This is a genomic window from Pleomorphomonas oryzae DSM 16300 (assembly GCF_000422965.1).
Classification (GTDB): Bacteria; Pseudomonadota; Alphaproteobacteria; order Rhizobiales; family Pleomorphomonadaceae; genus Pleomorphomonas; species Pleomorphomonas oryzae.
Map to the genome: position 1 here is coordinate 88,125 of NZ_AUHB01000007.1, position 25,922 is coordinate 114,046.

General features: G+C 61.4%; 29 protein-coding genes. 14 read left to right on the forward strand and 15 right to left on the reverse strand.

Annotated elements, in window-relative coordinates; genetic code table 11:
• Positions 1–9: 9 nt before the first annotated feature.
• The 4 genes from ftsY to G522_RS0113230 all read left to right on the forward strand — a co-directional run bounded on the left by ftsY (position 10) and on the right by G522_RS0113230 (position 2,686).
• Entirely contained in the window at positions 10–1,041 is a 1,032-nt protein-coding gene (gene ftsY / locus G522_RS0113215) for a signal recognition particle-docking protein FtsY (RefSeq protein ID WP_026791456.1), read from the forward strand.
• Between the two features lie 129 nt (positions 1,042–1,170).
• Positions 1,171–1,899, forward strand: a complete 729-nt coding sequence (locus tag G522_RS26730) for a heme ABC transporter permease (RefSeq protein ID WP_036839239.1) — start codon at positions 1,171–1,173, stop codon at positions 1,897–1,899.
• A complete protein-coding gene (gene ccmD, locus G522_RS0113225; RefSeq protein ID WP_026791457.1) occupies positions 1,896–2,108 on the forward strand; it encodes a heme exporter protein CcmD in 213 nt (70 codons plus the stop codon). Before G522_RS26730 ends, ccmD begins: the two co-directional genes overlap by 4 nt.
• Entirely contained in the window at positions 2,105–2,686 is a 582-nt protein-coding gene (locus G522_RS0113230; RefSeq protein WP_026791458.1) for a DsbE family thiol:disulfide interchange protein, read from the forward strand. The genes ccmD and G522_RS0113230 overlap by 4 nt, the downstream gene beginning before the upstream one ends.
• Here the strand turns inward: G522_RS0113230 and G522_RS0113235 are convergent.
• Positions 2,671–3,345 carry a YggS family pyridoxal phosphate-dependent enzyme gene (locus G522_RS0113235; protein ID WP_036839331.1) on the reverse strand — a complete coding sequence of 225 codons (675 nt, stop codon included), beginning with the start codon at positions 3,343–3,345 and terminating at the stop codon, positions 2,671–2,673. The two genes, G522_RS0113230 and G522_RS0113235, sit on opposite strands and share 16 nt — an antisense overlap.
• Before the next feature lie 233 nt (positions 3,346–3,578).
• Between G522_RS0113235 and G522_RS0113240 the strand changes: the two genes are divergently transcribed.
• From G522_RS0113240 to G522_RS0113255, 4 genes are all read left to right on the forward strand, one after another.
• The gene (locus G522_RS0113240) at positions 3,579–4,250 is read left to right on the forward strand and encodes a LolA family protein (RefSeq protein WP_026791460.1); all 672 of its coding nucleotides are present in this window, start codon (positions 3,579–3,581) and stop codon (positions 4,248–4,250) included.
• A 17-nt stretch (positions 4,251–4,267) separates the two neighbouring features.
• Positions 4,268–4,864: a septation protein A gene (locus G522_RS0113245; RefSeq protein ID WP_026791461.1), complete on the forward strand. Its 597-nt coding sequence runs from the start codon at positions 4,268–4,270 to the stop codon at positions 4,862–4,864.
• Complete coding sequence (locus tag G522_RS0113250) at positions 4,861–5,253, forward strand: VOC family protein (protein ID WP_026791462.1); 393 nt, start codon at positions 4,861–4,863, stop codon at positions 5,251–5,253. The genes G522_RS0113245 and G522_RS0113250 overlap by 4 nt, the downstream gene beginning before the upstream one ends.
• Before the next feature lie 103 nt (positions 5,254–5,356).
• Complete coding sequence (locus G522_RS0113255) at positions 5,357–6,505, forward strand: MalY/PatB family protein (RefSeq protein ID WP_026791463.1); 1,149 nt, start codon at positions 5,357–5,359, stop codon at positions 6,503–6,505.
• A gap of 141 nt (positions 6,506–6,646) precedes the next feature.
• Here the strand turns inward: G522_RS0113255 and G522_RS0113260 are convergent, their stop codons facing one another.
• The 8 genes from G522_RS0113260 to hemE all read right to left on the reverse strand — a co-directional run bounded on the left by G522_RS0113260 (position 6,647) and on the right by hemE (position 15,944).
• The gene (locus G522_RS0113260; RefSeq protein WP_026791464.1) at positions 6,647–7,531 is read right to left on the reverse strand and encodes a ParB/RepB/Spo0J family partition protein; all 885 of its coding nucleotides are present in this window, start codon (positions 7,529–7,531) and stop codon (positions 6,647–6,649) included.
• A gap of 102 nt (positions 7,532–7,633) precedes the next feature.
• Positions 7,634–8,461, reverse strand: a complete 828-nt coding sequence (locus G522_RS0113265; RefSeq protein WP_026791465.1) for a ParA family protein — start codon at positions 8,459–8,461, stop codon at positions 7,634–7,636.
• Complete coding sequence (rsmG, locus tag G522_RS26735; protein WP_210162922.1) at positions 8,458–9,168, reverse strand: 16S rRNA (guanine(527)-N(7))-methyltransferase RsmG; 711 nt, start codon at positions 9,166–9,168, stop codon at positions 8,458–8,460. Before rsmG ends, G522_RS0113265 begins: the two co-directional genes overlap by 4 nt.
• Positions 9,168–11,051 carry a tRNA uridine-5-carboxymethylaminomethyl(34) synthesis enzyme MnmG gene (gene mnmG, locus G522_RS0113275; RefSeq protein WP_026791466.1) on the reverse strand — a complete coding sequence of 628 codons (1,884 nt, stop codon included), beginning with the start codon at positions 11,049–11,051 and terminating at the stop codon, positions 9,168–9,170. Before mnmG ends, rsmG begins: the two co-directional genes overlap by 1 nt.
• A gap of 383 nt (positions 11,052–11,434) precedes the next feature.
• Complete coding sequence (gene mnmE, locus G522_RS0113280; RefSeq protein WP_026791467.1) at positions 11,435–12,733, reverse strand: tRNA uridine-5-carboxymethylaminomethyl(34) synthesis GTPase MnmE; 1,299 nt, start codon at positions 12,731–12,733, stop codon at positions 11,435–11,437.
• Between the two features lie 180 nt (positions 12,734–12,913).
• Entirely contained in the window at positions 12,914–14,179 is a 1,266-nt protein-coding gene (rho, locus tag G522_RS0113285) for a transcription termination factor Rho (protein ID WP_026791468.1), read from the reverse strand.
• Between the two features lie 254 nt (positions 14,180–14,433).
• Positions 14,434–14,868 carry a protoporphyrinogen oxidase HemJ gene (gene hemJ / locus G522_RS0113290; RefSeq protein WP_026791469.1) on the reverse strand — a complete coding sequence of 145 codons (435 nt, stop codon included), beginning with the start codon at positions 14,866–14,868 and terminating at the stop codon, positions 14,434–14,436.
• Positions 14,868–15,944 carry a uroporphyrinogen decarboxylase gene (hemE, locus tag G522_RS26740; RefSeq protein ID WP_051228604.1) on the reverse strand — a complete coding sequence of 359 codons (1,077 nt, stop codon included), beginning with the start codon at positions 15,942–15,944 and terminating at the stop codon, positions 14,868–14,870. The genes hemJ and hemE overlap by 1 nt, the downstream gene beginning before the upstream one ends.
• Before the next feature lie 504 nt (positions 15,945–16,448).
• Between hemE and G522_RS26745 the strand changes: the two genes are divergently transcribed.
• The 6 genes from G522_RS26745 (at position 16,449) to G522_RS26750 (ending at position 20,755) form a co-directional block, all read left to right on the forward strand.
• Positions 16,449–17,306 carry a pyruvate, water dikinase regulatory protein gene (locus G522_RS26745; protein WP_036839243.1) on the forward strand — a complete coding sequence of 286 codons (858 nt, stop codon included), beginning with the start codon at positions 16,449–16,451 and terminating at the stop codon, positions 17,304–17,306.
• Between the two features lie 3 nt (positions 17,307–17,309).
• Positions 17,310–17,897 (forward strand): Maf family protein, encoded by a 588-nt coding sequence (locus G522_RS0113305; protein WP_026791470.1) that lies wholly within the window; start codon positions 17,310–17,312, stop codon positions 17,895–17,897.
• Positions 17,894–18,712: a shikimate dehydrogenase gene (locus tag G522_RS0113310; RefSeq protein ID WP_026791471.1), complete on the forward strand. Its 819-nt coding sequence runs from the start codon at positions 17,894–17,896 to the stop codon at positions 18,710–18,712. Before G522_RS0113305 ends, G522_RS0113310 begins: the two co-directional genes overlap by 4 nt.
• Positions 18,709–19,290: a dephospho-CoA kinase gene (gene coaE, locus G522_RS0113315; protein WP_026791472.1), complete on the forward strand. Its 582-nt coding sequence runs from the start codon at positions 18,709–18,711 to the stop codon at positions 19,288–19,290. The genes G522_RS0113310 and coaE overlap by 4 nt, the downstream gene beginning before the upstream one ends.
• 68 nt (positions 19,291–19,358) lie before the next feature.
• Entirely contained in the window at positions 19,359–20,078 is a 720-nt protein-coding gene (gene dnaQ / locus G522_RS0113320) for a DNA polymerase III subunit epsilon (protein ID WP_026791473.1), read from the forward strand.
• A 119-nt stretch (positions 20,079–20,197) separates the two neighbouring features.
• Positions 20,198–20,755 (forward strand): NUDIX hydrolase, encoded by a 558-nt coding sequence (locus G522_RS26750; RefSeq protein WP_169453523.1) that lies wholly within the window; start codon positions 20,198–20,200, stop codon positions 20,753–20,755.
• On the opposite strand, the gene cysK is transcribed toward G522_RS26750, so the two are convergent.
• The 6 genes from cysK to pstB form a co-directional block, all read right to left on the reverse strand.
• Positions 20,719–21,684, reverse strand: a complete 966-nt coding sequence (gene cysK / locus G522_RS0113330) for a cysteine synthase A (RefSeq protein ID WP_026791474.1) — start codon at positions 21,682–21,684, stop codon at positions 20,719–20,721. The two genes, G522_RS26750 and cysK, sit on opposite strands and share 37 nt — an antisense overlap.
• A 149-nt stretch (positions 21,685–21,833) precedes the next feature.
• Positions 21,834–22,280, reverse strand: coding sequence for a dUTP diphosphatase (gene dut / locus G522_RS0113335; RefSeq protein ID WP_026791475.1), 447 nt, complete (start codon positions 22,278–22,280; stop codon positions 21,834–21,836).
• A 46-nt stretch (positions 22,281–22,326) separates the two neighbouring features.
• Positions 22,327–23,532, reverse strand: coding sequence for a bifunctional phosphopantothenoylcysteine decarboxylase/phosphopantothenate--cysteine ligase CoaBC (coaBC, locus tag G522_RS0113340; RefSeq protein WP_026791476.1), 1,206 nt, complete (start codon positions 23,530–23,532; stop codon positions 22,327–22,329).
• A gap of 106 nt (positions 23,533–23,638) precedes the next feature.
• The gene (phoB, locus tag G522_RS0113345; protein ID WP_026791477.1) at positions 23,639–24,334 is read right to left on the reverse strand and encodes a phosphate regulon transcriptional regulator PhoB; all 696 of its coding nucleotides are present in this window, start codon (positions 24,332–24,334) and stop codon (positions 23,639–23,641) included.
• A 21-nt stretch (positions 24,335–24,355) separates the two neighbouring features.
• The gene (gene phoU / locus G522_RS0113350) at positions 24,356–25,063 is read right to left on the reverse strand and encodes a phosphate signaling complex protein PhoU (RefSeq protein WP_036839245.1); all 708 of its coding nucleotides are present in this window, start codon (positions 25,061–25,063) and stop codon (positions 24,356–24,358) included.
• A 22-nt stretch (positions 25,064–25,085) separates the two neighbouring features.
• A complete protein-coding gene (gene pstB, locus G522_RS0113355; RefSeq protein WP_026791479.1) occupies positions 25,086–25,904 on the reverse strand; it encodes a phosphate ABC transporter ATP-binding protein PstB in 819 nt (272 codons plus the stop codon).
• Positions 25,905–25,922: the final 18 nt, after the last annotated feature.

The window sequence follows — 25,922 nt, forward strand, 5'->3', positions numbered from 1 at the left end:
ACGAACGACATGTCGGACGACAAGAAGCCGGGTCTCATCGGTCGTTGGTTTGGTGGTGGACGCGAAGCGCCAGATACACGTGAATCACAGGCGGAACCGGTGGCGCCGATCGTGGTTGAACGCACGTCCTGGTTCCAGCGTCTCACGAGTGGCATGTCGCGCTCCTCACAGGCGATCGGCGGCGGCATCGTCTCCATTTTCACCAAGCGCAAGCTCGATGCCGACACGCTGGAAGAGCTTGAAGATGTGATGATTCAGGCCGATCTCGGTGTCGCCGTTGCCTCGGCCATCACCGCCCGTCTGTCAGCCGAACGCTACGGCAAGGACATTACCGACGAGGAAGTGAAAACCATCCTTGCCGCCGAGGTGGAGAAGGTCCTGGTGCCTGTGGCCGTACCCTTCGCACTGAAGGCCGACAAGGCGCCTCAGGTGGTGCTGGTGGTAGGCGTCAACGGCTCAGGCAAGACGACCACCATCGGCAAGCTGGCTTCCAAATTCACCGTCGAAGGTAAAAAGGTCATGCTGGCCGCCGGTGACACCTTCCGCGCCGCCGCCATCGATCAGCTGAAGGTATGGGCCGGTCGGGCGAACGTGCCGATCGTTGCCCGTGACGTCGGTGCCGATTCGGCCGGCCTCGCCTTCGATGCGCTGACCCGGGCAAAGGCCGAAGGCATCGACGTGCTGATGATCGACACGGCCGGCCGCCTTCAGAACAAGGCCGAGCTGATGGCTGAACTCGAGAAGGTCGTCCGCGTCCTTCGCAAGATCGATCCCACGGCGCCGCACGACGTGCTGCTGGTGCTCGACGCCACCACCGGCCAGAATGCCGTTTCCCAGGTCGAGGTCTTTGGCCGGACGGCCGGTGTCACCGGCCTCGTCATGACCAAGCTCGACGGGACCGCCCGCGGTGGCATTCTCATCGCCATCGCCGAGAAATTCGGTCTGCCGGTGCACTTCATCGGCGTCGGCGAAGGCATCGACGACCTGGAGCCTTTCGAAGCTCGCGATTTCGCCCGTGCTATCGCCGGTCTCGGCGATTGATGCTACGCCTAGAGGCTCAATGCCCCCTGAACCGCTGCGGATTGCCGGCCATTGACGAAATCGCTATGTGTGCAATCCGGAATACGTCGAAGCCGCGACTGGCGCCTGGCGCCCCGCTTTGAGGCAAGCATGTCCCTCTCCGACCTGGCCAACCCTACCCGTTTTCTGACGCTCGCCGGCCGTTTGATTCCTTGGCTCGCCGGCCTCACTCTCGTCCTGTTTGCCGTGGGTCTCACGCTGGTCGCCCGCTCACCGGCCGACTATCTCCAGGGTGAGACCGTCAGGATCATGTATATCCACGTGCCCTCGGCCTGGCTGTCCATGCTGACCTACACCATCATGGCAGTCTCCGCGCTTGGCACGCTGGTCTGGCGGCATCCCCTTGCCGACGTGGCCGCTCGCGCCGCCGCGCCGATCGGCGCCACGTTTACCGCGCTCGCCCTGGTGACCGGCTCGCTGTGGGGCCGGCCGATGTGGGGCACCTACTGGGAGTGGGACGCGCGACTGACTTCGGTGCTGGTGCTGTTCATCATGTATCTGGGACTCATCGCTCTCTGGCGCACCATCGAAGATCCGACGCGGGGGGCTCGTGCCGCGGCGATCCTGATCCTGGTCGGCTCCGTCAACCTGCCGATCATCAAGTTTTCCGTCGATTGGTGGAACACGCTGCATCAGCCCGCCTCGGTATTCCGCCTCGGCGGCCCTACCATCGATGCGACCATGCTGGTGCCGCTCGCCGCCATGGCCCTTGCCTTCACCTTCCTTCTCATCACCCTGCATCTGGCCGCCATGCGCAACGAGATCCTGCGTCGACGCATCCGCGCCCTTGGCCTGACCGCTGCCGGAGCCATCCGATGATCGCCGCCCTCGGCCCCTACGCCGGTTTCATCCTTTTGAGCTATGGCGCGGCAATACTCGCCGCCGTTGGCCTAACCCTCTGGGTCATCCTCGATCATCGTCGGCTCAGGAATACGCTTGCCGCGCTCGAAGCACGTGGCCTTACGCGCCGGTCGGCGCGCTCCGCCGCCCGTCTGGCGCCTGAGACACCCCTGGAGACCCAAGCGTGAGCAAGCCATCGCGCCGCGTCGGGTTTCTGGCGCTCGTCCCGCTCGCCTTGTTTCTGGCGCTCGCAGTCCTGTTCTATGCCAGGCTTAGCGCTGGCGATCCTTCGGAAGTTCCGTCGGCGCTGATCGGCAAGCCGGTACCGGATTTCCGGCTTGACGGCATTGCCGGCCTGACGCGGGATGGGGCGCCGGTTGCCGGGCTTTCGAGTGGCGATCTCGCCAAAGGCGTCTTTGTCGTCAATGTCTTTGCCAGTTGGTGCGCGCCCTGTCGCGCCGAGCATCCGCTCCTGACGGACTTGGCAAAAGACCAGCGGATCCGCCTCTACGGCCTCAACTACAAGGACGCCGACGACCAGGCGCTGCGCTTCCTCAACGGGCTCGGTAATCCTTACGCCGCCATCGGTGCCGACCGGAACGGCCGTGTCGGCATCGACTGGGGCGTCTATGGCGTGCCGGAAACCTTTGTTGTCGCCAATGGTCGCATCACCGCCAAACTGGTCGGCCCTCTCACGCCGCAACGGATTTCGGCCGAGTTGATGCCGGCGATCGACAAGGCAATTGGCACTCAGGCGGCCCCGTAGTCGCGGTTGCCGAAGATGGCGCTGCCGACGCGCACATGTGTCGCGCCCTGCCCGATGGCCGTCTCATAGTCCGACGACATGCCCATCGAGCGGAAGGCGACGCCGGCTCGCCGCGCCAATTCATCGAGCAGCGCGAAATGCGGCGCCGGTGGATCGCCAGCCGGCGGAATGCACATCAGGCCGGCGATGGTAAGACCATGCACCTCACGGCACCGCTTGACGAAGTCGACCGTCTCACGCGGGGCAACGCCGGCCTTCTGCAGCTCTTCTCCGGTATTGACCTGAACGAACAGTTTGGGGAAACGGCCCTGCGCCTGCATTTCCTTGGCAAGGACTGCGGCGATTTTCTCGCGGTCGACACTATGGATGACATCGAACAAGGCGACCGCCTCGTGTGTTTTGTTCGATTGCAGCGGCCCGATCAAGTGCAGTTCCACCGCCGGAAAGTCCGCCTTCACCTGCGGGAACTTGGCCGCCGCCTCCTGCACACGATTTTCGCCGAACACCAGCTGCCCGGCAGCGATAGCCGCCCGGACGTCCGCCTCGGGAAAGGTTTTGGAAACGGCGATTAGCGTCACTGAACCAGCCGGCCGCCCAGCCTCCTCTTCAGCACCCTCGATCGCCGCCCGTACCCGTCCAAGCGCTTCGGAAATGGTCATGTTTTCCTCCATTCTCCGTCGAGGTCACCCAGGCCGGCGGCCAGAGCATGCCAAAGCAGCGGCCTTCATTGCACTGCCCCGCCATGCCTGTCTTTGGCGTCGCCGGCCGTCTTGTCAAGACGATGGCGGAAGCTCCACCTTGTTTCGCCATCATCTGGTCTTTAAGTGAAGAGAATCGTTTGCCGAAACGTCCCGCACCGGCGCGGGAGCCGACAAAGGAGAAGGTGTCCGCGATGTATCAGACCCAGAGGATGGGGCGCCGAGCGTTCCTGAATAGCGTTGGCGCTGCCGGCCTGACGCTGGCGCTCACGGCAGCGGCAATTCCCGTTGCGGTAACGGGTGCGGTTGCCAAACCTAACCTCGCCAATCTCTCGCCTGAGCAGCTCACCACGGTGCAGGCGGTCAACCGCTATTTCAATTCGATCACCACCTTCGAAGGCAAGTTCCTGCAGACGGCGCCCGATGGCGGCGAAACCACCGGTTATTTCGTCATCGATCGACCCGGCAAGATGCGCTTCCGCTACTATCCGCCGGCCCAGCTCGACATCACCGTCGACGGCCGGACGGTAGCTGTCGACGACAAGGCGATGCAGTCGCAGACGCTTTATCTGCTGTCTGAGACCCCATTGCGTTTCCTGCTCGACAAGAACATCGATCTTCTCGAGGAGGCGGTGGTGCAGTCGGTCAGCGCCGATTCCGACTTCATTGTCATTCGCCTGCAGGATCCCGGCACCTTCGTCACCAATCACCTGACGCTTTATTTCGACGCCAAGACCACCGAGCTGAAGCAATGGACGGTGACCGACGATCAGGGACTGGACACCACTGTCGCGATCTACGAAACCAAGATTGGCACCCCGACCAATCCCGAGTGGTTCCAGATCAACTATTCGAAGTACAAATAGTCCGCCAGGAGCGATCGATGACCGACCTGCCCGCCGCTGGCCGAAAGGCCGAGAACCCCTGGCTCAAGCTCGGGCTGGAACTCGGACCCCTTCTGGTCTTCTTCTTTGCCAACGGCCGCTTCGGCATCTTCGCCGCCACAGGCGCTTTCATGGCCGCAATGGCTGTAGCGCTCGTTGCATCCTGGATGATCAACCGGCGCCTCGCCATTATGCCGCTGGTGACGGGCATCGTCGTTGCCATCTTCGGCACGCTGACCTTGGTGCTGCACGACGATACCTTCATCAAGATGAAGCCGACCATCGTCAATTCCTTGTTCGGCGGAGCGCTCCTCGGCGGTCTCCTGTTCGGCAAAACGCTGCTCGGCTACGTTTTCGATGGTGCCTTCCATCTCGATGATGATGGCTGGCGCAAGCTGACGATCCGATGGGGCTTGTTCTTTTTCCTTCTCGCGATCCTCAATGAGGTCATCTGGCGCACCCAGACGACGGAATTCTGGATCGCCTTCAAGGTCTGGGGCATCATGCCGCTCACTCTGGCCTTCTCGGTCGCCCAGTTGCCACTTCTATCGCGCCATGCCGTCGAGCAGCCGGGCGCTCCCAAGGAGTCCGCATGAGCCGGACCATTTCCAGTTTGGCGCTGCTGGTAGCCGATTATGACGAGGCGATCGCCTTTTACGTCGGTAAGCTCGGATTTTCGCTTCTCGACGACACGCCGCTGGGCGATGGCAAGCGCTGGGTGCGGGTCGCTCCGGCCGAAGGTGGCACTGCCCTGCTGCTCGCCCGTGCCGATGGCCCGGAACAGGCCGCGCACATTGGCGATCAAACAGGCGGCCGCGTCTTCCTTTTCCTCGAAACCGACGATTTTGCCCGCGACCACGCACTCTTCCTGAGCCGGGGCGTGGGCTTCCTCGAAAAACCACGATTCGAAGCCTATGGCACCGTCGCCGTCTTCGAGGATCTCTATGGCAACCGCTGGGACCTCATCGAGCCCAAGCGAGCCTGACAGCTTTCCTTCTTGCCACGCCATACCCATCCAAAGGCTGGATCAAATCCGGCCTTTGGGTCTAGTGTCGTCTGATCTGTCTCTAGCGTAAGGACTTTTGTTCATGGCTGTCCACGACTTCGATACCGTCCTCGACCGACGGCAGGTACCCACCTCGAAATGGGACCGCTATCCGGAGGGCGTGCTGCCGATGTGGGTGGCCGACATGGACTTCCCGGTTGCCGAGCCCATCGCCGCTGCCTTGCGCGACCGCCTGGGACATCCGGTATTCGGCTATGGCGGACCCGGCCCGGCGACGCTCCGCGACGTAATAGCCGCTGACATGCGGGACCTCTACGGCTGGTCCATATCGCCAGCCGACGTGGTGTTCCTGCCCGGTGTGGTCCCCGGCTTCAACCAGGCGCTTAAGGCCTTCACTGAGGCTGGCGACCGCCTGGTGGTGGAGACGCCGGTCTATCCGCCGATCCTCTCCGCTGCCGACAACTGGGGACTTACGCGCGTCGATGTGCCGGTTCTGCCCGTCTCCGAAGGGACTGCCGTCGATATCGGTCGGCTCACCGCTGCGCTGGCCGACGCGAAAGCGTTCCTGCTGTGTAATCCACATAATCCCACCGGCAAGCTGCGGACACGAACCGAGCTCGAAGCCATCGCCAAAGCCTGCCTTTCGTCAGGTGCGGTAATCATTTCGGATGAGATTCATTGCGACATCGTCTACGGCGGTAAAAGGCATGTACCGATCGCCGCGCTGTCGCCTGAGGTCGCCAGCCATACCATCACGCTGATGGCTGCCAGCAAGACCTACAACATTGCCGGTCTGAAGACTGCCTATGCCATCATTCCGGACGCCGAGTTGCGGCGCCGCTTCGCCGCCGCCAACCTCGGCATGAGCGAAGGCGCCAATGTACTCGGCCTCGTCGCCACCGAAGCAGCGCTCAAGCACGGTCGTCCATGGAAACAGGCGCTGCTCGCCTACCTCGAAGCCAATCGCGACCATCTGATCGCCCGCCTTGGCCGAGAGATTCCGGAAATCCGTATCAACGCACCGGAAGCAACCTACCTCGCTTGGCTGGATTGCTCCGCGCTCGAACTCGGCGACGCCTATCGCTTCTTTCTTGACATGGCCAAGGTTGCCTTCAATCCAGGCTCCAGTTTTGGTGGCGACGCGCAGCATGTTCGGCTCAATTTCGGCTGTCCACGCGCTTTGCTCGATGACGGTATCGACCGCATGGTAAAGGCGCTATCGCAACGCTGATGACATGTATCGCCATCGTTTCGCTTTAGCTTTCAAAGTGATGGGATAAAAAACGGATCCGAAATACAAACGCCCCCGGCGAGCAATCGCCGGGGGCGTTTCGTTATCGACTCTTTCGGCTCCGAATCGAAGTCCGGGCGCTCAGGCATCCAGCCGGCGAATGATCTCATCGAGCTGGTCGAGGTTTGAATATCCGAGGCGCACCTCACCGGACCCATTGGGTTTGTGGCGGATCTCGACGGATAGTCCCAACGCGTCGGAAAGGCGCCTCTCAAGGGCGCGCGTATCGGCGTCCTTGTCCGGCTTTGCCGCCCTTGCCCGGCCATGCGGCTCGGAAATGGTCGCCTGCGCCAACGTTTCAGCCGAACGAACCGTCAAGCCTTCGTCGACGATGCGTTTGGCCAGCGCCACCGGGTCGGGGGCAGCGATCAGCGCACGAGCGTGGCCGGCTGTCAGCGCGCCGTCGTTGAGATATTGCTTCACCGGTTCCGGCAGCTTGAGAAGACGCAGCGTATTGGCAACGTGGCTGCGGCTCTTGCCGATCACCGCGGCAAGGTCGTTCTGGGTGTACTCGAATTCCTGGATGAGCTGATCGTAGCCCATCGCCTCTTCCAGCGGGTTGAGATCCTGCCGCTGGACGTTTTCGATGATGGCGATTTCCAACGCCTCACGGTCGGTGACGTCCTGAATGACGACCGGGATTTCGTGCAGGCCCGCCTTCTGTGCCGCGCGCCAGCGACGTTCGCCGGCGATCAACTCGTAACCGTTGCCGCCATTCGGCGCCGGCCGCACCACCACCGGCTGGATCATGCCATGCTGACGGATGGAGCCAGCCAGTTCGTCGAGTTCCTCTTCCTTGAACAGCCGGCGCGGGTTTTTGGGATTGGCCTTGATGAGGTCAATCGCCACCTTGCGAAGGCCGCGCACCCGCTCCACCACCTCAAACTCGGAACTGGCGTCGCCGATCAGCGCCGCCAGTCCTCGGCCGAGCCGCCGACGTCCGCTTTCGTCGCTGACGCTGCTCATGACTTCCCCTTCGCTCTCGTTGACCTCTGCATTCGCTAAAGGCCCTTATGTTCCGTTGTCCTGCGTTCCGTCCGAAATGCCTCGTTTCGGACCAGAAACGCCTTAAGCCGCCACCGCCCGGAAGCGCCGCTCACGCTGAATGATCTCAGACGCCAGCTTCAGATAGGCCTGGCTGCCACTGCACTTGAGATCGTAGAGCAGCGCCGGCTTTCCATAAGATGGGGCTTCCGAAACCCGGACGTTGCGCGGAATGATTGTCTCGTAAACGGCGTCGCCCATATTGGTGCGAACGTCCTGCACCACCTGGGCGCTGAGGTTGTTGCGACCGTCGTACATGGTGAGCACGATACCATGAATGCCCAGCTCTGGGTTCAGGCTGCGCTTTACTTGCTCGACGGTCGACAAAAGCTGCGACAAACCCTCCAGCGCAAAAAACTCACATTGCAGCGGCACCAGGATGGAGTGCGATGCCGAGAGGGCGTTGATGGTCAAAAGATTGAGCGACGGCGGGCAGTCGATCAGCACGTAGGTGAAGCGCTTTTCTCCTGCATCCTCGACCGCCTCGACATGCCGGGCGATTGCCTTTCTGAGGCGATAGGCACGGTCCCCGGAACTGGCGATTTCCAGCTCGACACCCAGGTTATCCAGCGTTGAAGGCGCCACCGTCAGGCGCGGCACCGCCGTCGGCACCAAAGCGTCCCGAAGTTCCGCTTCGCCGATCAGCACGTCATAGGTCGACACCTTGCGTGACTTGCGATCGATACCTAAGCCGGTCGATGCGTTACCCTGCGGGTCGAGGTCGATGATCAACACTTCCTCGCCGATGGCGGCCAGCGCCGTGCCGAGGTTGATGGCCGTCGTTGTCTTGCCAACGCCACCCTTCTGGTTCGCCAGCGACAACACGCGAGGACTTGTGGGAAGGCGGTTCATCGGCGGGCATCCTGCTCTGGAAAGCCGGCAGTCGGCAGCCGGCGGACGTTATCGACGAGGATTATGCGGCTGTCGGGTTCGATCCGGCTCTGATGTTCTACCAGATCGAAGCCCCACGAGAGAGCGGCTTGCTGGCGCTCCGTAGCAAAATCCTGTCCCTTGTGGAAAACGCCGGTTGCCCCAGCCGTCAGCCAAGGCTCGGCATAGACGAAAAGCCTGTCGAGCGACGCCAGGGCGCGCGCCGAAACGGCATCGAATCGACCATCGCCGGCTGCCAATCGTTCCGGTATCGACTCGATCCGTTCGCAAAGGATCTTGGCGGGCAATTTCAGCTCTCGAGCCACGGCTTGCAAGAATGCCGCCTTACGGCCATTGGATTCCACCAACGTAACTGAACCGCCCTCGGTGTCGGCCAGCAGAATGGCAGTCACAAGGCCCGGAAAACCAGCCCCCGAACCAAGGTCAAGCCAGCGTTTTGCCGCAGGCAGCGCGGCGAAGGCCTGTGCTCCGTCAGCCACGTGCCGCCGCCAGATATCGGGAAGCGTCGATGGTGCTACCAAATTCTTGATCGGCTGCCACTTCCGCACGAGTTCGACATAGGCAACGAAGCGCCTTTCCATGGCGGCGTCGAGCGGGAGAATGGCCCGTACGGCATCCAAACCGTCGGCATCGTTCTTCACAGATGATACAGCTGCCTTGCCGGCCATCAGGCAACCTCCCCTGTCGGCCGCGCCGCGAGCTTACGCAAGTGGGCGAGCAGCAAGGTCAGGCTGGCCGGCGTTACGCCATCGATACGGCCAGCTTGACCGAGCGTTGCTGGCCGTACGGCTGCAAGCCTCTGCCGCACCTCGTTGGAAAGACCGGTTACCATTCCGTAATCAAGGTCGGCAGGGAGTGCACGGGCCTCGTCGCGCCTGAAGGCGGCAATGTCCGCTTCCTGCCGATTGAGATAAACGGCATAAAGCGCCTCGGTTTCTAGCGCCACCGTTGTTACGCCATCGAAACGGCCGAGCTCCGGCCAAATGGCGGCGAGGCGAGCAAGCGACATATCCGGATAAGCCAGCAACTCGTAGGCAGTCCGGCGCACGCCGTCCTGATTGAGCGCAAGACCATGCCCTTCCGCCTCGCGCGGACTGAGAGACAGCGAGCGAGCCAACTGGCGTGCACCCTCAAGCGCCACCATTTTGGCCGAGAAAGCCGCATTGCGCGCCGAACCGACGATGCCGAGGTCAAGTCCACGGGTGGTCAGACGCTGATCGGCGTTGTCTGCCCTCAGCGATAACCTGTATTCAGCCCGCGAGGTGAACATCCGATAGGGCTCGCTCACCCCCTTGGTGACCAGATCGTCGATCATCACGCCGAGATAGGCTTCGGCGCGATCGAAAGTGACACCGTCGGCGCCGCCAGCCCGTCGAGCTGCGTTGAGGCCGGCCACCAACCCCTGCGCCGCCGCTTCCTCATAGCCTGTGGTGCCGTTGATCTGGCCGGCCAGAAACAAACCGGTCAATTTCTTGGCTTCCAGCGTCGGCTGCAGCTCGCGAGGATCAACGTGATCGTATTCGATGGCATAGCCATATTGGACGATGCGCGCATGTTCGAGACCGGGAATGGAGGCAATGATGGCATCCTGCACGTCCTCCGGAAGAGAGGTCGAGATACCGTTCGGATAAACGAGATCGCTGTCGAGGCCTTCTGGCTCCAGAAAAATCTGGTGGCCATCACGATCACCGAAGCGAACAATCTTGTCCTCGATGGACGGACAGTATCGTGGTCCACGGCTGCCGATCTGCCCCGAATACATCGGCGAGCGATGAACGTTATCCCGGATCACCCGATGGGTGGCCTCGCTGGTTCGGGTGATATGGCAGGCCACCTGCGGCTGAGTAATCGCGCCTGTAAGAGTCGAGAAAGGGTCCGGCTCGTCATCACCCGGCTGCGCCTCCAGCATGGCGTAATCAATCGAGGAACGGTCGAGGCGAGGTGGCGTGCCGGTTTTAAGGCGGCCGAGGCGCAGCCCAACGCGCGCAAGCGTTCGGGATAGCCCGAGGGCCGGCTTCTCGCCAATACGTCCAGCGGGCGTCGTTTTGGGACCGAGATGAATCAGGCCGGATAAGAAAGTACCGGTCGTCAGGACGACTGCGCCGCACGCCAGACGGCGACCATCGGCCATGACGACCGCCGCAACCTGCCCATTCGACACGTCGATATCGTCCACCTCCCCTTCGATCACCCTCAGGTTCGTTGCCGCCGAAATCTCGGCCTGCATCGCCGCTTTATAAAGTTTGCGATCGGCTTGGGCGCGGGGGCCACGTACCGCCGGTCCCTTGCGCCGGTTGAGCAAACGGAACTGGATGCCGGCAGCATCGGCCACGCGACCCATCAGGCCATCGAGAGCGTCAACCTCGCGCACCAAGTGCCCCTTGCCGAGGCCACCGATCGCCGGGTTGCAGGACATGGCGCCAATGGTCGAAAAAGCGTGCGTTATCAATGCGGTTCTGGCCCCGCTGCGCGCAGCGGCATGCGCCGCCTCGGCACCGGCGTGACCGCCGCCAATAACAATCACGTCGAAGCGTTCAAAATCGCCCACCATGGCTCCGATATCTGTCGATGCCCCACCTAAAGGGGCGAATCTTCATTGTGGTAAGGCTGTCGCTGTTTATCCACCCGCGCTCTCTGCAGGGTTTGCGTTGGAACTCGCGATTCAGGACGGCCTTAATAAGGCAAGTTGGCCCATAAGGTCAAAGCCGAAGCGCCGTTTTCTGCGCTTTCTCGGTCGTCCTTTGGCCGGCCAGGCCGTTTTCCGGATTCGGTTCGGATGCGAATCCGACTGTTTATCCACAGGCTGTGGAGTGTTTCACGTGAAACACCGTTAATTTTTTGCAACTCCACCCGCGATTTGTCGCCACATCTATCATCGAAAACGCGGTCGACCAGAATGTAATCGCGCTACGATTCGTTTCGGATAGGAATCGGTTATTTACCGATACAGAACGTCGAGAAGATCGAGCCAAGCACTTCCTCAACGTCAATACGACCGGTCAGGCGACCAAGCGCTTCGCCGGTCTGGCGCAAACGGTCTGCTACGATCTCGGTTGGAAGATTGACATCTTCCGCGCCGTGGAGCGCCTCGACCGCCTGTTGCAGGCATTGTCGCTGGCGGGCTCGGGTAACCAAGGGGGGCTCGCCCCCGAGACGGTTGGCCGCTTCCCCTGCCACCTGCCGGATGAGGGCATCAATGGTTGTTCGGTCTCGAACTGAGACCGACAGCTCTTTCCTCTCACCCAACCGGAGATCGGCTTTTGTCTGAACGGTGAAAATCTTGACGCCAAGCGCGTAGATATCCTGCGGCGGCCTATCGCCATTCTCAGTCAGCCAGAGAATAAGATCCGCCGCCGCTGCGCGCGCCCGGCCCCGTCGCATGCCCTCGGCTTCAATGACATCGCCACCATCCCGGAGGCCGGCGGTATCGACCAGCGTGACGGCGTAACCATCGAGATCGAGACGGACTTCAAGAAGGTCGCGCGTGGTGCCTGGTATGTCGGTGACAATGGCAACGTCTCGCTCGGCCAATGTATTAATGAGGCTGGACTTGCCCGCATTGGGCGGGCCGAGCACCACCACCTCAAAGCCATCGCGGATTCGCTCGCCGCGCTGGCCGGCCGTCAACTCACGCTCCATCTCGCTCCGCAAAGCAGCAACACCGATGCCGACCATGCTGGAAACACCTTCCGGCACGTCTTCCTCGTCAGAAAAATCGAGGTCGGCTTCTACGTGCGCCCTGAGCTCAATGAGCCGCTGACGCCAGCCCTCAGCGCGCGAGCGGAATGCGCCGCCCGCCAAGCGCAAGGCAAGACGCCGCTGGGCTTCAGTCTCGGCCGCGATGAGATCGGCTAGCCCCTCGGCTTCCGTCAGGTCAAGGCGGCCGTTTTCGAAGGCACGACGGGTGAACTCACCAGCCTCAGCCAGTCGCAGCCCGGGCTGGCTTCCGAGAAAGCCAAGAAAAGCCGATACCACCGCGCGACCGCCATGTAGGTGAAATTCGGCAACGTCTTCTCCGGTAAAGCTGCCCGGTGCCGGAAAGAACAACACCAGGCCCCGATCGACGACTTTGCCATCGTTGCCCCGTATTGCCTTCAACACTGCCCGGCGCGGATCGGGCAATAAGCCGATCGTTGTTTCGAGTACGAATCGAACGCTGGGTCCGGAGACGCGTACGATGGCGACACCGCTCGGCGTCGCCCCTGACGACAAGGCGAAGATCGTATCGGTCACGACTCAATCCTCTCGGTCATCCATGGAGGGGTCGAGTGAGTTTGGCGCCAGAGAGAGCGAGTGCTCACGGGAGCCACAAAAGCAACAAAGGGCCCAGCGGGCCCTTTGCAACCGTTCCTGAATCAAATTGGAACCGAATCGATGGTCCCAATGATTCACGTGAAACACCCTGACAATCTGTCAAGTGTTCATGGAATCGAAGAAGTCGCCGTTGGTGCGCGTCTGCCGGAGCTTGTCCAACAGGAACTCGGTCGCATCCGTGGTACCCATCGGGTTGAGAATGCGGCGAAGCACAAAGGTCTTCTTGAGCTTGTCCGGCACCACCAGCAGATCTTCCTTGCGGGTACCCGAGCGCTGAATATCGATGGCCGGGAACACGCGCTTGTCGGAAATCTTGCGGTCGAGAATGATTTCCGAGTTACCGGTGCCCTTGAACTCTTCGAAGATGACTTCGTCCATGCGGCTACCGGTATCGATCAGCGCCGTGGCGATGATCGTCAAAGAGCCACCCTGTTCGATGTTACGAGCTGCGCCGAAGAAGCGCTTGGGGCGCTGCAGCGCATTGGCATCGACACCACCGGTCAGCACCTTGCCCGAAGACGGCACCACCGTGTTGTAAGCGCGACCGAGACGCGTGATCGAGTCGAGGAGAATGACCACGTCGCGGCCATGCTCGACGAGACGCTTGGCCTTCTCGATGACCATTTCCGCCACCTGGACGTGGCGCGTCGCCGGCTCGTCAAAGGTCGAGGAAACCACCTCGCCCCGCACCGAGCGCTGCATGTCGGTCACTTCCTCCGGACGCTCGTCGATCAACAGAACGATCAGATAGCATTCCGGATGATTGGTGGTGATCGAATGGGCGATGTTCTGCAACAGAACGGTCTTGCCGGTACGCGGCGGCGCCACGATCAGAGCGCGCTGACCCTTGCCGAGCGGCGCCACGATATCGATGACACGGGCCGAGAAATCCTTCGACGGCACGCCCTCGACTTCCATGCGGAAGCGCTCGTCGGGATAGAGCGGCGTCAAATTGTCGAAGTGCACCTTGTGGCGTGCCTTCTCGGGGTCTTCGAAGTTGACGGTGTTGACCTTGAGCAGCGCGAAATAGCGCTCGCCTTCCTTGGGGCTGCGAATCTGCCCTTCGACGGTGTCACCGGTCCGGAGCGAAAAGCGACGGATCTGCGCCGGTGAAATGTAGATATCGTCGGGACCCGGCAGATAGTTCGCGTCGGGCGACCGCAGGAAACCGAAGCCGTCCTGCAGCACTTCGACGACGCCCTCGCCAATGATATCGACCTCTTGTTCAGCGAGCTGCTTCAGAATGGCAAACAGCAGTTCCTGCTTGCGCATGGTCGAGGCATTCTCCACCTCGACCTCTTCCGCAACGGCGAGGAGTTCGGTGGGGGTCTTCTTCTTGAGATCCTGGAGTTTCATCTCCGACATGGACAAGGCATCTCTTGGCTGGAAAAAGGGAATCGAAGTCGAAAACAGAAAATTCCCCAACCGGGGATACGCATCGACGATCTTTTCCGAAGGACGCGGGCTGGCAGCAACGGTGGGGAACCGCCGCGGGAGAAACTTTCCAAACCTTCTCGGTCGGAAGACGCCTGTCCGCGAAGTGAGGGGACGGTTTCGCTATACCCTGTTCCGCCCGTCGCGGCAAGACGGCAGGCTACCCTCGCCCATCGCCTTGTGTTTCAGAAAGGCTTCAGCACAACCAGAACCAGGATGGCGAAAAGGAGAAGGGTCGGCAGCTCGTTCATCATCCGAAAGAAGCGGGAGCTATGCCGATTGACGTCGCGCTCAAAAGCCTTCCGCCACGCGTCCAGTTGGTAATGATAGACGGTCAAGCCCAGCACCAGCAGCAGCTTCAGCCAAAGCCAGGAGGACGCGGAAAACCAACCGCCTTTCACTCCCAGCCATAGGCCAAAGATCCAGGTGCCATACATGGCTGGCCGCATGATGCCCTTGAACAGCCGGCGCTCCATGACCTTGAAGGTTTCCGACTGAACGGATCCTTGCTCGGCGTCGGCGTGATAGACGAAAAGACGCGGCAGATAAAAGATGCCGGCCATCCAGGCGATCACCGAAAACAGATGGCCGATCTTGATCCAATCATAGCCGAGCCCCATCATCGTCCCCCAGCACCACGCACTCGTGCCACCATACGGGCGACGTTTTCGATCGAACCATCCGGCGTGATGCCGTGGCCGAGGTTGAAGATCAGCCTGCCCTCGCCCAACCGGTCGAGAATCCGATCGATGGCGGCGTCCAACATCTCCCCGCCGGTCACCATATGCAACGGATCAAGATTGCCCTGCACGGGAACAAGCGGCTGCACATTGTCGCGTATGAAATCAAGGGATGCCTGCCAATCGATGCCGACAGCGTCCACGCCGGTCTCAGCCACGAAAGCCGGAAGGTGACCGCCTGCACCTTTCGGGAAACCGATAATCCGAGCGCCGGGTATCTGAGCCCTTACGCCTTCGACGATCCGCCTGGTCGGCTCGATTACGAACCGACGAAAGCCGGCATCGTCCAGCACCCCGGCCCAGGTGTCGAAAATCTGCACGGCATCGGCACCCGCCCGGAGCTGCGCGGCAAGATAGGCGATGGAAGCATCCACCAGCATATCGACCAGCCGATCAACACCGCTTGGATCGGTCAGAGCGGCTCGCCGCGCCGGCATCTGGTCGGGCGTACCCCGTCCGGCAATCATGTAGGTGAGAAGCGTCCACGGCGCACCGCAGAAGCCGAGGAGCGTGGTCTCGTCGGGAAGCTCTGCGCGGATGCGTGAAACTGTCTCGATGACCGGCTCAAGCCGTGTGAGCAGGCGATGCGGTTCGAGATCAGGTTTGGCCAGATCGATCGGGTCCAATCGAGGACCTTCCCCCTCGACAAACCATACCTTCTGGCCAAGAGCGTCCGGCACCACGAGGATATCGGAAAATAGGATCGCCGCGTCAAAGCCGAAACGCCGGATCGGCTGCAGCGTCACCTCAGTGGCAAGCTCGGGCGCATAACAGAGATCCAGAAACGATCCGGCCTGCGCTCGCGTCGCCCTATATTCGGGAAGATAGCGGCCCGCCTGGCGCATCATCCATACCGGCGGTGGCCATAGCCGTTCTCCAGCGAGAACCCTGAGAAGGCGTCGTTTCTCAGCCGCCTTGTCCGTCTTCGTCGTGTTCGCGCCGTCCGCCGTATTCAAGTTAAGAATCCTATTTGAAGAGATTTTCTTTTTCTTATTGCCGAGGGATAGCAGGGATTGTCGCCTCTCCACAATCGGAACCATGAGAGGCTCTTCCGGCCGGCCAGTCCGGCCTCATCCGAGCCCTCAGCCTGTGGCTTTTGTGGAAAACTTTAACGGATGGCGGAATGCCGCAAGTCTTAACGAATGGTTAATGGGGATGACTGCCGAAGAGTTAATGAACCGTTAAGCACCAGCTTCGCTTTTGCACACCACCCACAGACCACGTTAAGACGGTACCCATTCGCCTCTCCTGTTGATGGTTTGAAGGCTTACCCACAGGGGTCCGTCCGGCTCTGATTTTCCGCTGCTTTTGTCCACCTTCGTCCAAGCGATGTCGGCATCCCTGTGGATTGTCCCCCGACAAGATAGGCCAAGCCATTGATCGGAAGCGGTAAAAAAGAACTCGCCAAGCACGGTGCCATCTGAGATGCTGGCTCGCCGTTCTTTCGGAGCACGCCGGCCATGAAGCGGGGCCAGACTTATTTCCATATCCATCTCGTCTCCGATTCCACCGGCGAGACGCTGCTCGCCGTTGGCCGGGCGGCTACCGCGCAATATGAATCGATGGTGGCGATCGAACATATCTACCCGCTGGTCCGCTCGGTGCGGCATATCGAAAGGGTCATTGCCGATATCGAGGCGGCCCCCGGCATCGTTCTCTACACTCTGGTGCAGCAGGACCTCGCCATTCGGCTCGAGGAAGCTTGCCAGGCGGCCGCCATTCCCTGCATCGACGTGTTGCGGCCGGTGTTCGACGTGTTTCGCTCCTTTTTCAAGGTGCAGGCGATCGGCAAGGCCGGCGCCCAGCACGCCATGGACGCCGATTATTTCAAGCGCATCGATGCGCTGAATTTCACGCTGGCGCATGACGATGGCGCTCTGCCCGATGACATCGAGGAGACCGATGTCATTCTGATCGGCATCAGCCGCACCTCGAAAACGCCGACATCGATCTATCTCGCCAATCGTGGCATTCGCACCGCCAATGTTCCGCTGGTACCTGGCATTCCCATTGCTGAAAAAGTCGTTGCCGCCCGGCGGCCTCTGGTCGTTTGCCTGATTGCCACGGCGGAGCGTATCATGCATGTGCGCCAAAATCGTCTATTGGCACTAGCTGACCAGAACCAGAACTCGACCTACGTGGACAAGGCGTCGATCGCCCAGGAAATCCTCTATTCCAAGCGCCTCTGTACCGAGCACGGCTGGCCGATGATCGATGTTACCCGCCGCTCGATCGAAGAAACCGCCGCCGCTATCCTGGCCCTCTGGGACCAGCACCGGTATGGCAAAATGCTCGATCCCTTTTCCGATGCCGGCTGAAAAATGAGCCTTGTTCTTGCCTCGGCGAGCGCTGCCCGCGCCGCCCTACTGACCAGTGCCGGCCTTATCTTCAAGCGGGTCCCGGCCGATGTCGACGAGCGGCTTATCGAGGAGGATCTCGTCGGTCTTTCCGCAGCCGACGTGGCGCAGGCGCTTGCCGACGTTAAGGCGGTCGAGGTATCGCTTCGCCGGCCTGGCGATCTCGTCATCGGGGCGGACCAAACGCTGTCGCTCGGTGACGAGCGTTTCCATAAACCCCACGACCGCCAGGAAGCCAGCCGGCAACTTGCTCGTCTTTCCGGCCGCACCCACGAGCTTCATTCCGCCTTGTCTCTTGCCCGCAATGGTGAAGTCCTTCATCGCGCCGTCGACAATGCAAGGCTAACGATGCGACCCTTGTCGACGCGCTTCATCAGTCACTACCTCGCGGTCGTTGGTGAAGCGGTGTTGGGCTCGGTTGGCGCCTATCAGCTCGAAGGCTATGGCGTTCAGCTGTTTGAAGCCATCGACGGCAATCATTTCACCATTCTTGGATTGCCGCTGCTGCCGCTGCTTGAGTTCCTACGTGAGGAAAGGATGATCGAACAATGATTCGCGCTGCCGTCGTCGGTTGGCCTGTCAGCCAGTCGCGGTCGCCGTTGATCCACGGTCATTGGCTGAAACAATTTGGCATCGACGGCGATTACGGTCGCATCGCCGTTGAACCCGAGCGAATCGATCGTTTTTTTGCCCGCTTCGCCGACAGTGGGCTTGCCGGCTGCAACGTGACCATCCCTTACAAGGAAATAGCCGCTCGCCTGGCAGATCATCGAGAGCCGGTCGTCGAGCGGATTGGTGCTGCCAATACCCTCTGGATCGAAGATGGCCAGCTATGTGCCGACAATACGGATGGTGTTGGCTTTGCCGCCAATCTCGACGACCGTGCACCCGATTGGGACAAGCAGCGCGGCGAGGCGCTCGTGCTTGGCGCCGGTGGTGCCGCCGCCGCGGTGGTGGACGCATTGATCGAACGCGGCTTTACGGTGCGTATCGTCAATCGGACTCTTTCTCGGGCCGAGTCGCTCGCCGGGCGCTATCCCGGCCGGGCTTCGGCGGATGTTATTTCGGCAGCGAATCGATATGCGGCAACGGCCGGATTTGTCGTTAATGCCACCTCGCTTGGCATGAAGGGCGACGGTGTCGTCGACCTCGACATGAGCGTCATCCCCAGCGATGCGGTGGTGACTGACATCGTCTACGTGCCGCTCGTCACCTCGTTTCTGGACGCTGCCGCGGCAAGGGGCCTCCGGACCGTCGACGGTCTTGGCATGCTGCTCCATCAAGCCGTACCCGGATTTACGCGCTGGTTCGGTCGCCGGCCGGCCGTAACGCCAGAGCTTCGCACGCTGATCGAGGCCGACCTTTGATCGTCATCGGCCTCACCGGATCGATCGGCATGGGCAAGACCACCACCGCCGATCTGTTCCGGCAGGCAGGTCTGCCGGTGTTCGACGCCGACGCGACCGTACATGCTCTTTATAACGGTCCCCTCGCGGCCGAAATTGAGGCGGCTTTTCCAGGGACTACGGTGAAAGGTCAGGTGGATCGCGCCAGGCTCGCCGGTAGGCTCTCGGGCGACGCCGACGCTTTCCAGCGATTGGAGGCCATCGTCCATCCAGCGGTACGGCGAGCGGAGGCCGGGTTTCTTGATGAAGCCCGTGCCGCCGGCGCACCGGCAGCGGTGCTCGATATTCCTCTTCTCTTCGAAACCGGCCGCGCCAACGAGGTCGACAAGGTGGTTGTCGTTTCGGCACCAGCCGACACGCAGCGGGCTCGTGTCCTCGCCCGTCCGGGTATGACGGCGGAAAAATTCGAGACGCTTGTTGCCAGGCAGCTTTCCGATGCCGAAAAGCGGGCGCGCGCCGATTTTGTCGTGCCCACCGGCGACGGCCTTGCAGTTGCCAAGGCAGCAGTTGCTGCATTTCTCGGTCAACTGCATTTCTGAGCAATTGCCGGGGGACAAGCGGACCGGATTTCCTTGAAATCCTTGTCGCGGGCGGGCAGGATTCGCCTATGCGTGAAATCGTCTTCGACACCGAAACCACTGGACTCGATCCTAAGACCGGCGACCGCCTCGTCGAAATCGGCTGCGTGGAAGTGGTCAATCGCTTCCCAACCGGACGTAATTTTCACGTCTACATCAATCCAGGCCGGTCTGTACCGAAGGAAGCCTTCGACGTCCACGGTCTATCCGACGAGTTTCTGGCCGATAAGCCACGCTTTACCGATGTCGCCGATGACTTCGTCGCCTTTGTCGGCGACGCCCAGCTGGTTGCCCATAATGCCAGCTTCGATATGGGTTTCATCAATTTCGAACTGAAGGCGACGGGACGGGTAACTTTCGGTCCCGAGCGTGTGGTCGACACGCTGATGATGGCGCGGCGCAAGCATCCTGGCGCACCGGCCAGCCTCGATGCGCTGTGTAATCGCTATGGCATCGACCGCTCGAAGCGTATCAAGCATGGCGCTTTGCTCGACGCCGAACTTCTGGCCGAAGTCTACCTCGAGCTGACGGGTGGACGGCAGGCTGGCCTCGATCTCAGCGTCTCGGTACAGTCGGCCTCGACGGGCGTCTCGGGTGGCCGAGTTGCGCTGCCACCACGGCAGACGCCTTTGCCGTCACGGGTGACTGCCGCCGAGGCTGAGGCGCACGCCGCCTTTATTGCCAAGATCGGTGAAAAGGCATTGTGGAATATCTATTTGAGCGAGAGCGAGCAGGCAGAGACCGCCTGAATAGGCCCGTTGATCCGGAATTCTCCCAGCCGGTCTGGTCTGGGTATTATTAGCCGGCGAATTATGGCATAGAGCGCGTCTGCGCTCATTCCCAACCGTTTGGCATGGAGAGGCGCTTGGTGGTGAAATCTCCAAAGGGGGCGGTTGTGGCGAAGGCGACGCTTGAGAAATTCCGGCAGGTCGCCGCCCTACCCTATCGTCTCACGCCGCACGGCTATGAGGTGGTGATGATCACCACCCGTGACAGCGGGCGCTGGATATTGCCCAAGGGGTGGCCGATCAAGGGGCTTACCCGTCACGAGAGTGCCGAAACCGAGGCCATGGAAGAGGCCGGCCTGATCGGCAGTGCCGAGCCGAAACCCGTCGGTCGCTTCACCTATGTCAAACAGTTTCCCAAGCGCCAGGAAAAGGTGCTGGTCGATGTCTTTCCGCTCGCCGTCGAAAAGCAGCTCGACGACTGGCAAGAGAAGGGTCAGCGCGAGGTGCGCTTCTTCAATCCGGTCGACGCGGCGGCCCTGGTATCCGATGCTGGCGTCGGCGATCTGATCCTGGCTTTCTTCGTCGGCCTTGCTAAAAGAAAGGCGGCCGGCACATTGAAGGTACCAGCCGCCGATAAGCCGTCCGGCGAACCGGATGCGGGTCAGGCCAGTCCCTCGAAGAGCGCCGTCGACAAGTAGCGCTCGGCGAAAGACGGTACGATTACCACGATGGTCTTGCCGGCATTTTCAGGCCGTTGGCCAAGCTTGACCGCCGCCGCCAACGCTGCGCCGGAGGAAATACCCACCGGCACTCCTTCCAGCTTTGCCACCTGACGGGCGGTCGCAAGCGCTTCTTCGGACGGAACCTGCAAGATTTCGTCATAGACCTTGGTGTCGAGGACGGCGGGAACGAAACCGGCGCCGATACCCTGAATCTTGTGCGGCCCCGGGGTTCCGCCCGACAGAACAGGGCTCTCGGTTGGCTCGACGGCGACCACCTTCACATCGGGCTTGCGCTCTTTCAGCACGCGGCCAACGCCGGTAATCGTGCCGCCCGTACCAATGCCGGCGACGAAAAGGTCGACCTTGCCCTCGGTATCGTTCCAGATTTCCTCGGCCGTGCTGATCCGATGCACTTCTGGATTGGCCGGATTTTCGAACTGCTGCGGGATGATGGCGCCGGGAATGCTGGCCGCCAGTTCGGTGGCCTTGGCGATTGCGCCCTTCATTCCCTTGGCCGCCTCCGTCAATTCAAGCTCGGCGCCCAGCAGCTTCAGCATTTTGCGCCGCTCGATCGACATGGATTCCGGCATGACCAGAATGAGGCGATAGCCTTTGGCGGCGGCAACAAAGGCCAGCGCAATGCCCGTATTGCCCGACGTCGGTTCGATCAACGTGGATTCGCCGGGCTTGATCTTTCCCTGCGCTTCCAGCGCTTCGATCATCGCCACACCGATGCGGTCCTTGACCGAGGCGATCGGATTGAAGAACTCCAGCTTGCCGAGAATGGTCGCCTTGACGCCATTTTCCTTGGCGAGCTTGTCGAAGCGGACAAGCGGCGTGTCGCCGATGGTGTCCGTGATGGAGGCGTAGATCTTGCCGCGACCGCGGCGGGAAAGATCACTCATGGGAATCCTCGTTGATGCAGGCCCTGTGGAAGTGGCGCCATTCTACCGGCGGCCGTAGAACGCTGCCAGTCAACCGAGGTCGCAACGGGCGATCGGATTGGAAAATGATCCCATTAAAAGGTCGCAATGAAGAACAAATTACTTCTTCTTCAGGAGCGACCGGTCGATCCGAAACCGCCGGCACCGCGATTGGTGGTATCGAGCGTCTCGCTCTCGACAAGGCGGGCGCGGCTGACAGGCGCGATGATCATCTGCGCGATCCGGTCACCCCGGTGAATGGTGAATGGCGTGTCCGAAAGGTTAATCAGGATCACCTTCACCTCGCCGCGGTAATCCGCATCGACGGTACCAGGCGAGTTGAGGACGGTAACGCCGTGTTTGGCGGCGAGCCCCGAACGCGGCCGCACTTGGGCTTCATAACCGGACGGCAGCGCCATGGCGAGACCGGTGGGAACCAGCGCCCGCCCGAGCGGCGGCAGGGTCAACGGCGCTTCAACGGCGGCGATCAGGTCAAGACCGGCAGCATCTTCGCTTTGGTAGGCAGGTAGAGGTAGATCATGAGCATGTGGCAGGCGCAGAAGAGCGACGTCGACCATTGAAAGCCTCGAGAATGCTGGTTCGTTGCGGGTTCGAATCGAAAGGTCAGCCGAGCCTCTTGGCGATCAGGCCTATCAGCCGATCGGCGACTTCTTCCTTGGCAAGCGTTGGCCAAGCCTCGACGCCAGCCGATGACAACACATAAACGCTGTTGCTGTCGCCGCCAAACACGCCGCTGGCTGCCGACACGTCATTGGCGATGATATAGTCGGCACCCTTGGAGACCAGCTTACGGGCGGCATTGCTTTCGACATCGGTCGTTTCGGCAGCGAATCCAACCACCAATTTCGGCCGACGGTTGTCATGGCCGAGCGTTGCCAGGATGTCGGGATTTTCAAGGAAAGACAGCGGTGGCGGCGCGCCTGCGGCCTTCTTGATCTTTTCACCCGCCACCTCGGCCGGTCGCCAATCGGAAACGGCGGCCGCCATCACCGCCGCGTCGGCTGGCAAGGCGGCGAACACCGCGTCGAGCATTTCGCGGGCCGTTTCGACATGGACGACGTCGACGCCCCTTGGGTTCGGAACTGAAACCGGGCCGGAAATGAGCGTCACGCGCGCGCCGGCTCGGGCGGCCGCGGCCGCTATGGCATGCCCCTGTTTGCCCGAGGAACGGTTGGTGATGAAACGCACCGGGTCGATCGGCTCGATGGTCGGGCCGGAAGTCACCAGCACATGCCGGCCGGCCAGCGGTTTCGGCTGCGTCGCCTCAGCAAAGAAGGCCTCAACGCCGGCGACGATATCCATTGGCTCGGACAGGCGGCCGACGCCTGCCTCATTGCGCTCCGCCATGCGTCCTTCGGCCGGACCGATAAAGCGGACGCCGTCAGCTGCAAGCTGCGCCGCGTTGCGTTGGGTTGCTGGATGCGCCCACATGCGCTGGTTCATGGCCGGGCAAACGATGATGGGCGCGGCCGCGGCCAGCAGACTCGCCGTGGCCAGCTCGTCGGCAATACCATTGGCCATGCGGGCGATGAGATTGGCGGTGGCCGGCGCTACAAGGATCAGATCGGTGTCGCGCGAAAGCACGATATGGCCGATATCCTGCTCCTCGGTGGGATCGAACAGATCGCTGAACACCTTCTCACCGGAGAGGGCACCTACCGTCATCGGCGTCACGAACTCCTTGCCTGAACGCGTCAGGATCACCCGCACCTCGGCACCACGCTCTTTGAGGCGCCGGATCACTTCCAGTACTTTATAGGCGGCGATGCCGCCGCCGATGACGATCAGAATGCGCTTGCCCGCCAGCATGTCAGGCCCTCTTCCACACGATTGGAGGGGACCCTAGACTATCGGCCAGCGGAGCGTAAGCGGCAAAAACGGCTGGGAGCATCCCGTCTGGCGCAACAGCAATCGTTCAGGCGGACGCGAACTTTTCATCAAAGGAATAGCCCGAGCCACGCACCGTGCGGATGGGATCACGGACACGGCCTCGATTGATCGACTTTCTGAGGCGGCCGACGTGAACGTCAACCGTGCGCTCATCGACGTAAACGTCATGGCCCCAAACGCCGTTGAGAAGCTGCTCCCGTGAAAACACCCGCCCCGGCGATTGCATGAGGAATTCCAGCAAGCGGAATTCCGTTGGTCCGAGATGAATTTCGCGTGCAGAGCGGCGGACACGCCGCGTCTCACGGTCGAGTTCGATGTCGCCGGCCGTCAGAAGGTTGGACACTGTTTCTGGTTTGGCACGCCTCAGCATCGCCTTGACGCGGGCAATCAACTCGGGGACCGAAAAGGGCTTCACGACATAGTCGTCGGCGCCGGTGGCGAGCCCTCGCACACGTTCCGATTCCTCACCGCGCGCCGTCAGCATGATCACCGGCAGCCGCTCGGTTTCCGGCCGCGCTCTGAGACGGCGGCACAATTCGATACCAGAGAGACCGGGAAGCATCCAATCGAGCAACAGCAGATCGGGCGTGATCTCCTTGAGGCGAATGTCAGCTTCGTCGCCACGGAAAGCCTGCTCGACCTCGAAACCCTCAGCTTCGAGGTTGTAGCGCAGCATCAGCGACACCGCTTCTTCGTCCTCGACGATCATCACCTTAGCCATGGTGGTTTTCAGCTCCGCAACTCACGACCCAGCGATGGTGCTGGCGATTGAAGCATCGGCCTTCGGCCGCTCGTCTTCGTAGGATCGGCCCGTCACCACATAGTGCACCGATTCCGCGATGTTGGTGGCATGGTCGCCAATACGCTCGATGTTTTTCGCGCAGAACAGCAGGTGGATGCAGAAGGTGAGGTTGCGCGGATCCTCCATCATATAGGTGAGGAGCTCGCGAAACAGGGAGGTGTACAGGGCGTCGATTTCGTCGTCGCGCTGGCGCACGGCGTTGGCGGCCTGGTCGTCCTGGCTGGCGTAGGCGTCGAGCACCTTCTTGAGCTGCTGGAGCGCGATCTCGCAGAGATGTTCGACACCGGTGATGAGCTGCTTGTGCGGGAATACGCCGTTGATGGCGACGACACGCTTGGCAATGTTCTTGGCGAGATCGCCGACACGCTCGATGTCGTTGGCGATACGCATGGCACCGACGATCTCGCGGAGATCGCTGGCCATCGGCTGCCGGCGAGCGATCACCAGGATCGCCTTGTCCTCGATCTCGCGCTGGAGCCGGTCGAGTTCCTTGTCACCGAGGATCACCCGCTGAGCAAGGTCGATGTCGAGACGGGTCAGTGCCTGAACTGCATCGCCGACTGCGCGCTCGGCGAGACCACCGATCTCGGTGACCATGCGGGCGATCGACTTGAGGTCGTCGTCATAGGCGGAAACTGTATGTTCCATGGAAATCTCCTGCCGTTTCCGGTCAGCCGAAGCGGCCCGTGATGTAGTCCTGCGTCCGCTGTTCGAGCGGGTTGGTGAAGACGTGGTCGGTGGGGCCTTCTTCGATCAGATGCCCGAGATGGAAAAAGGCGGTGCGCTGCGACACGCGCGCGGCCTGCTGCATCGAATGCGTCACGATGACGATCGTGAAATTGGCGCGCAGCTCGTCGATCAGCTCTTCCACCTTGGCGGTGGCGATCGGGTCGAGCGCCGAACAGGGCTCGTCCATCAGGATCACTTCCGGCGATACGGCGATGGCGCGGGCAATGCAAAGTCGCTGCTGCTGACCGCCGGAAAGGCCGGTGCCCGGCTCGGCCAGACGGTCCTTCACCTCGTTGAAAAGCGAGGCCTTCTGCAGCGAGGTGACGACGATCTCCTCGAGATCGGCCTTGGAGCGAGCAAGGCCGTGGATGCGCGGCCCGTAGGCGACATTGTCGAAGATCGACTTGGGGAACGGGTTAGGCTTCTGGAATACCATGCCGACCCGCGCCCTGAGTTCGACCACGTCGAGATCCGGATCGTAGATGTTCTGGTCGTCAAGCTTGATGGTGCCTTCGACACGAGCGCCGGCGATGCTGTCGTTCATCCGGTTGATGCAGCGCAGGAAGGTCGACTTGCCACAGCCCGACGGACCGATGAACGCGGTGACCGCCTTCTCGGCGATATCGATGGAAACCCCGTGCAGGGCTTGCTTCTGACCGTAGGTCACCTTGACGTTGGCCGTATGGATCTTGGTCGGCCGGCTGGCCGGATCCGGTGTGCGGACGGTCTCGAAAGGCGTCACGGATTGAACTGCGGACATGCGAAACTCCGAGGAACG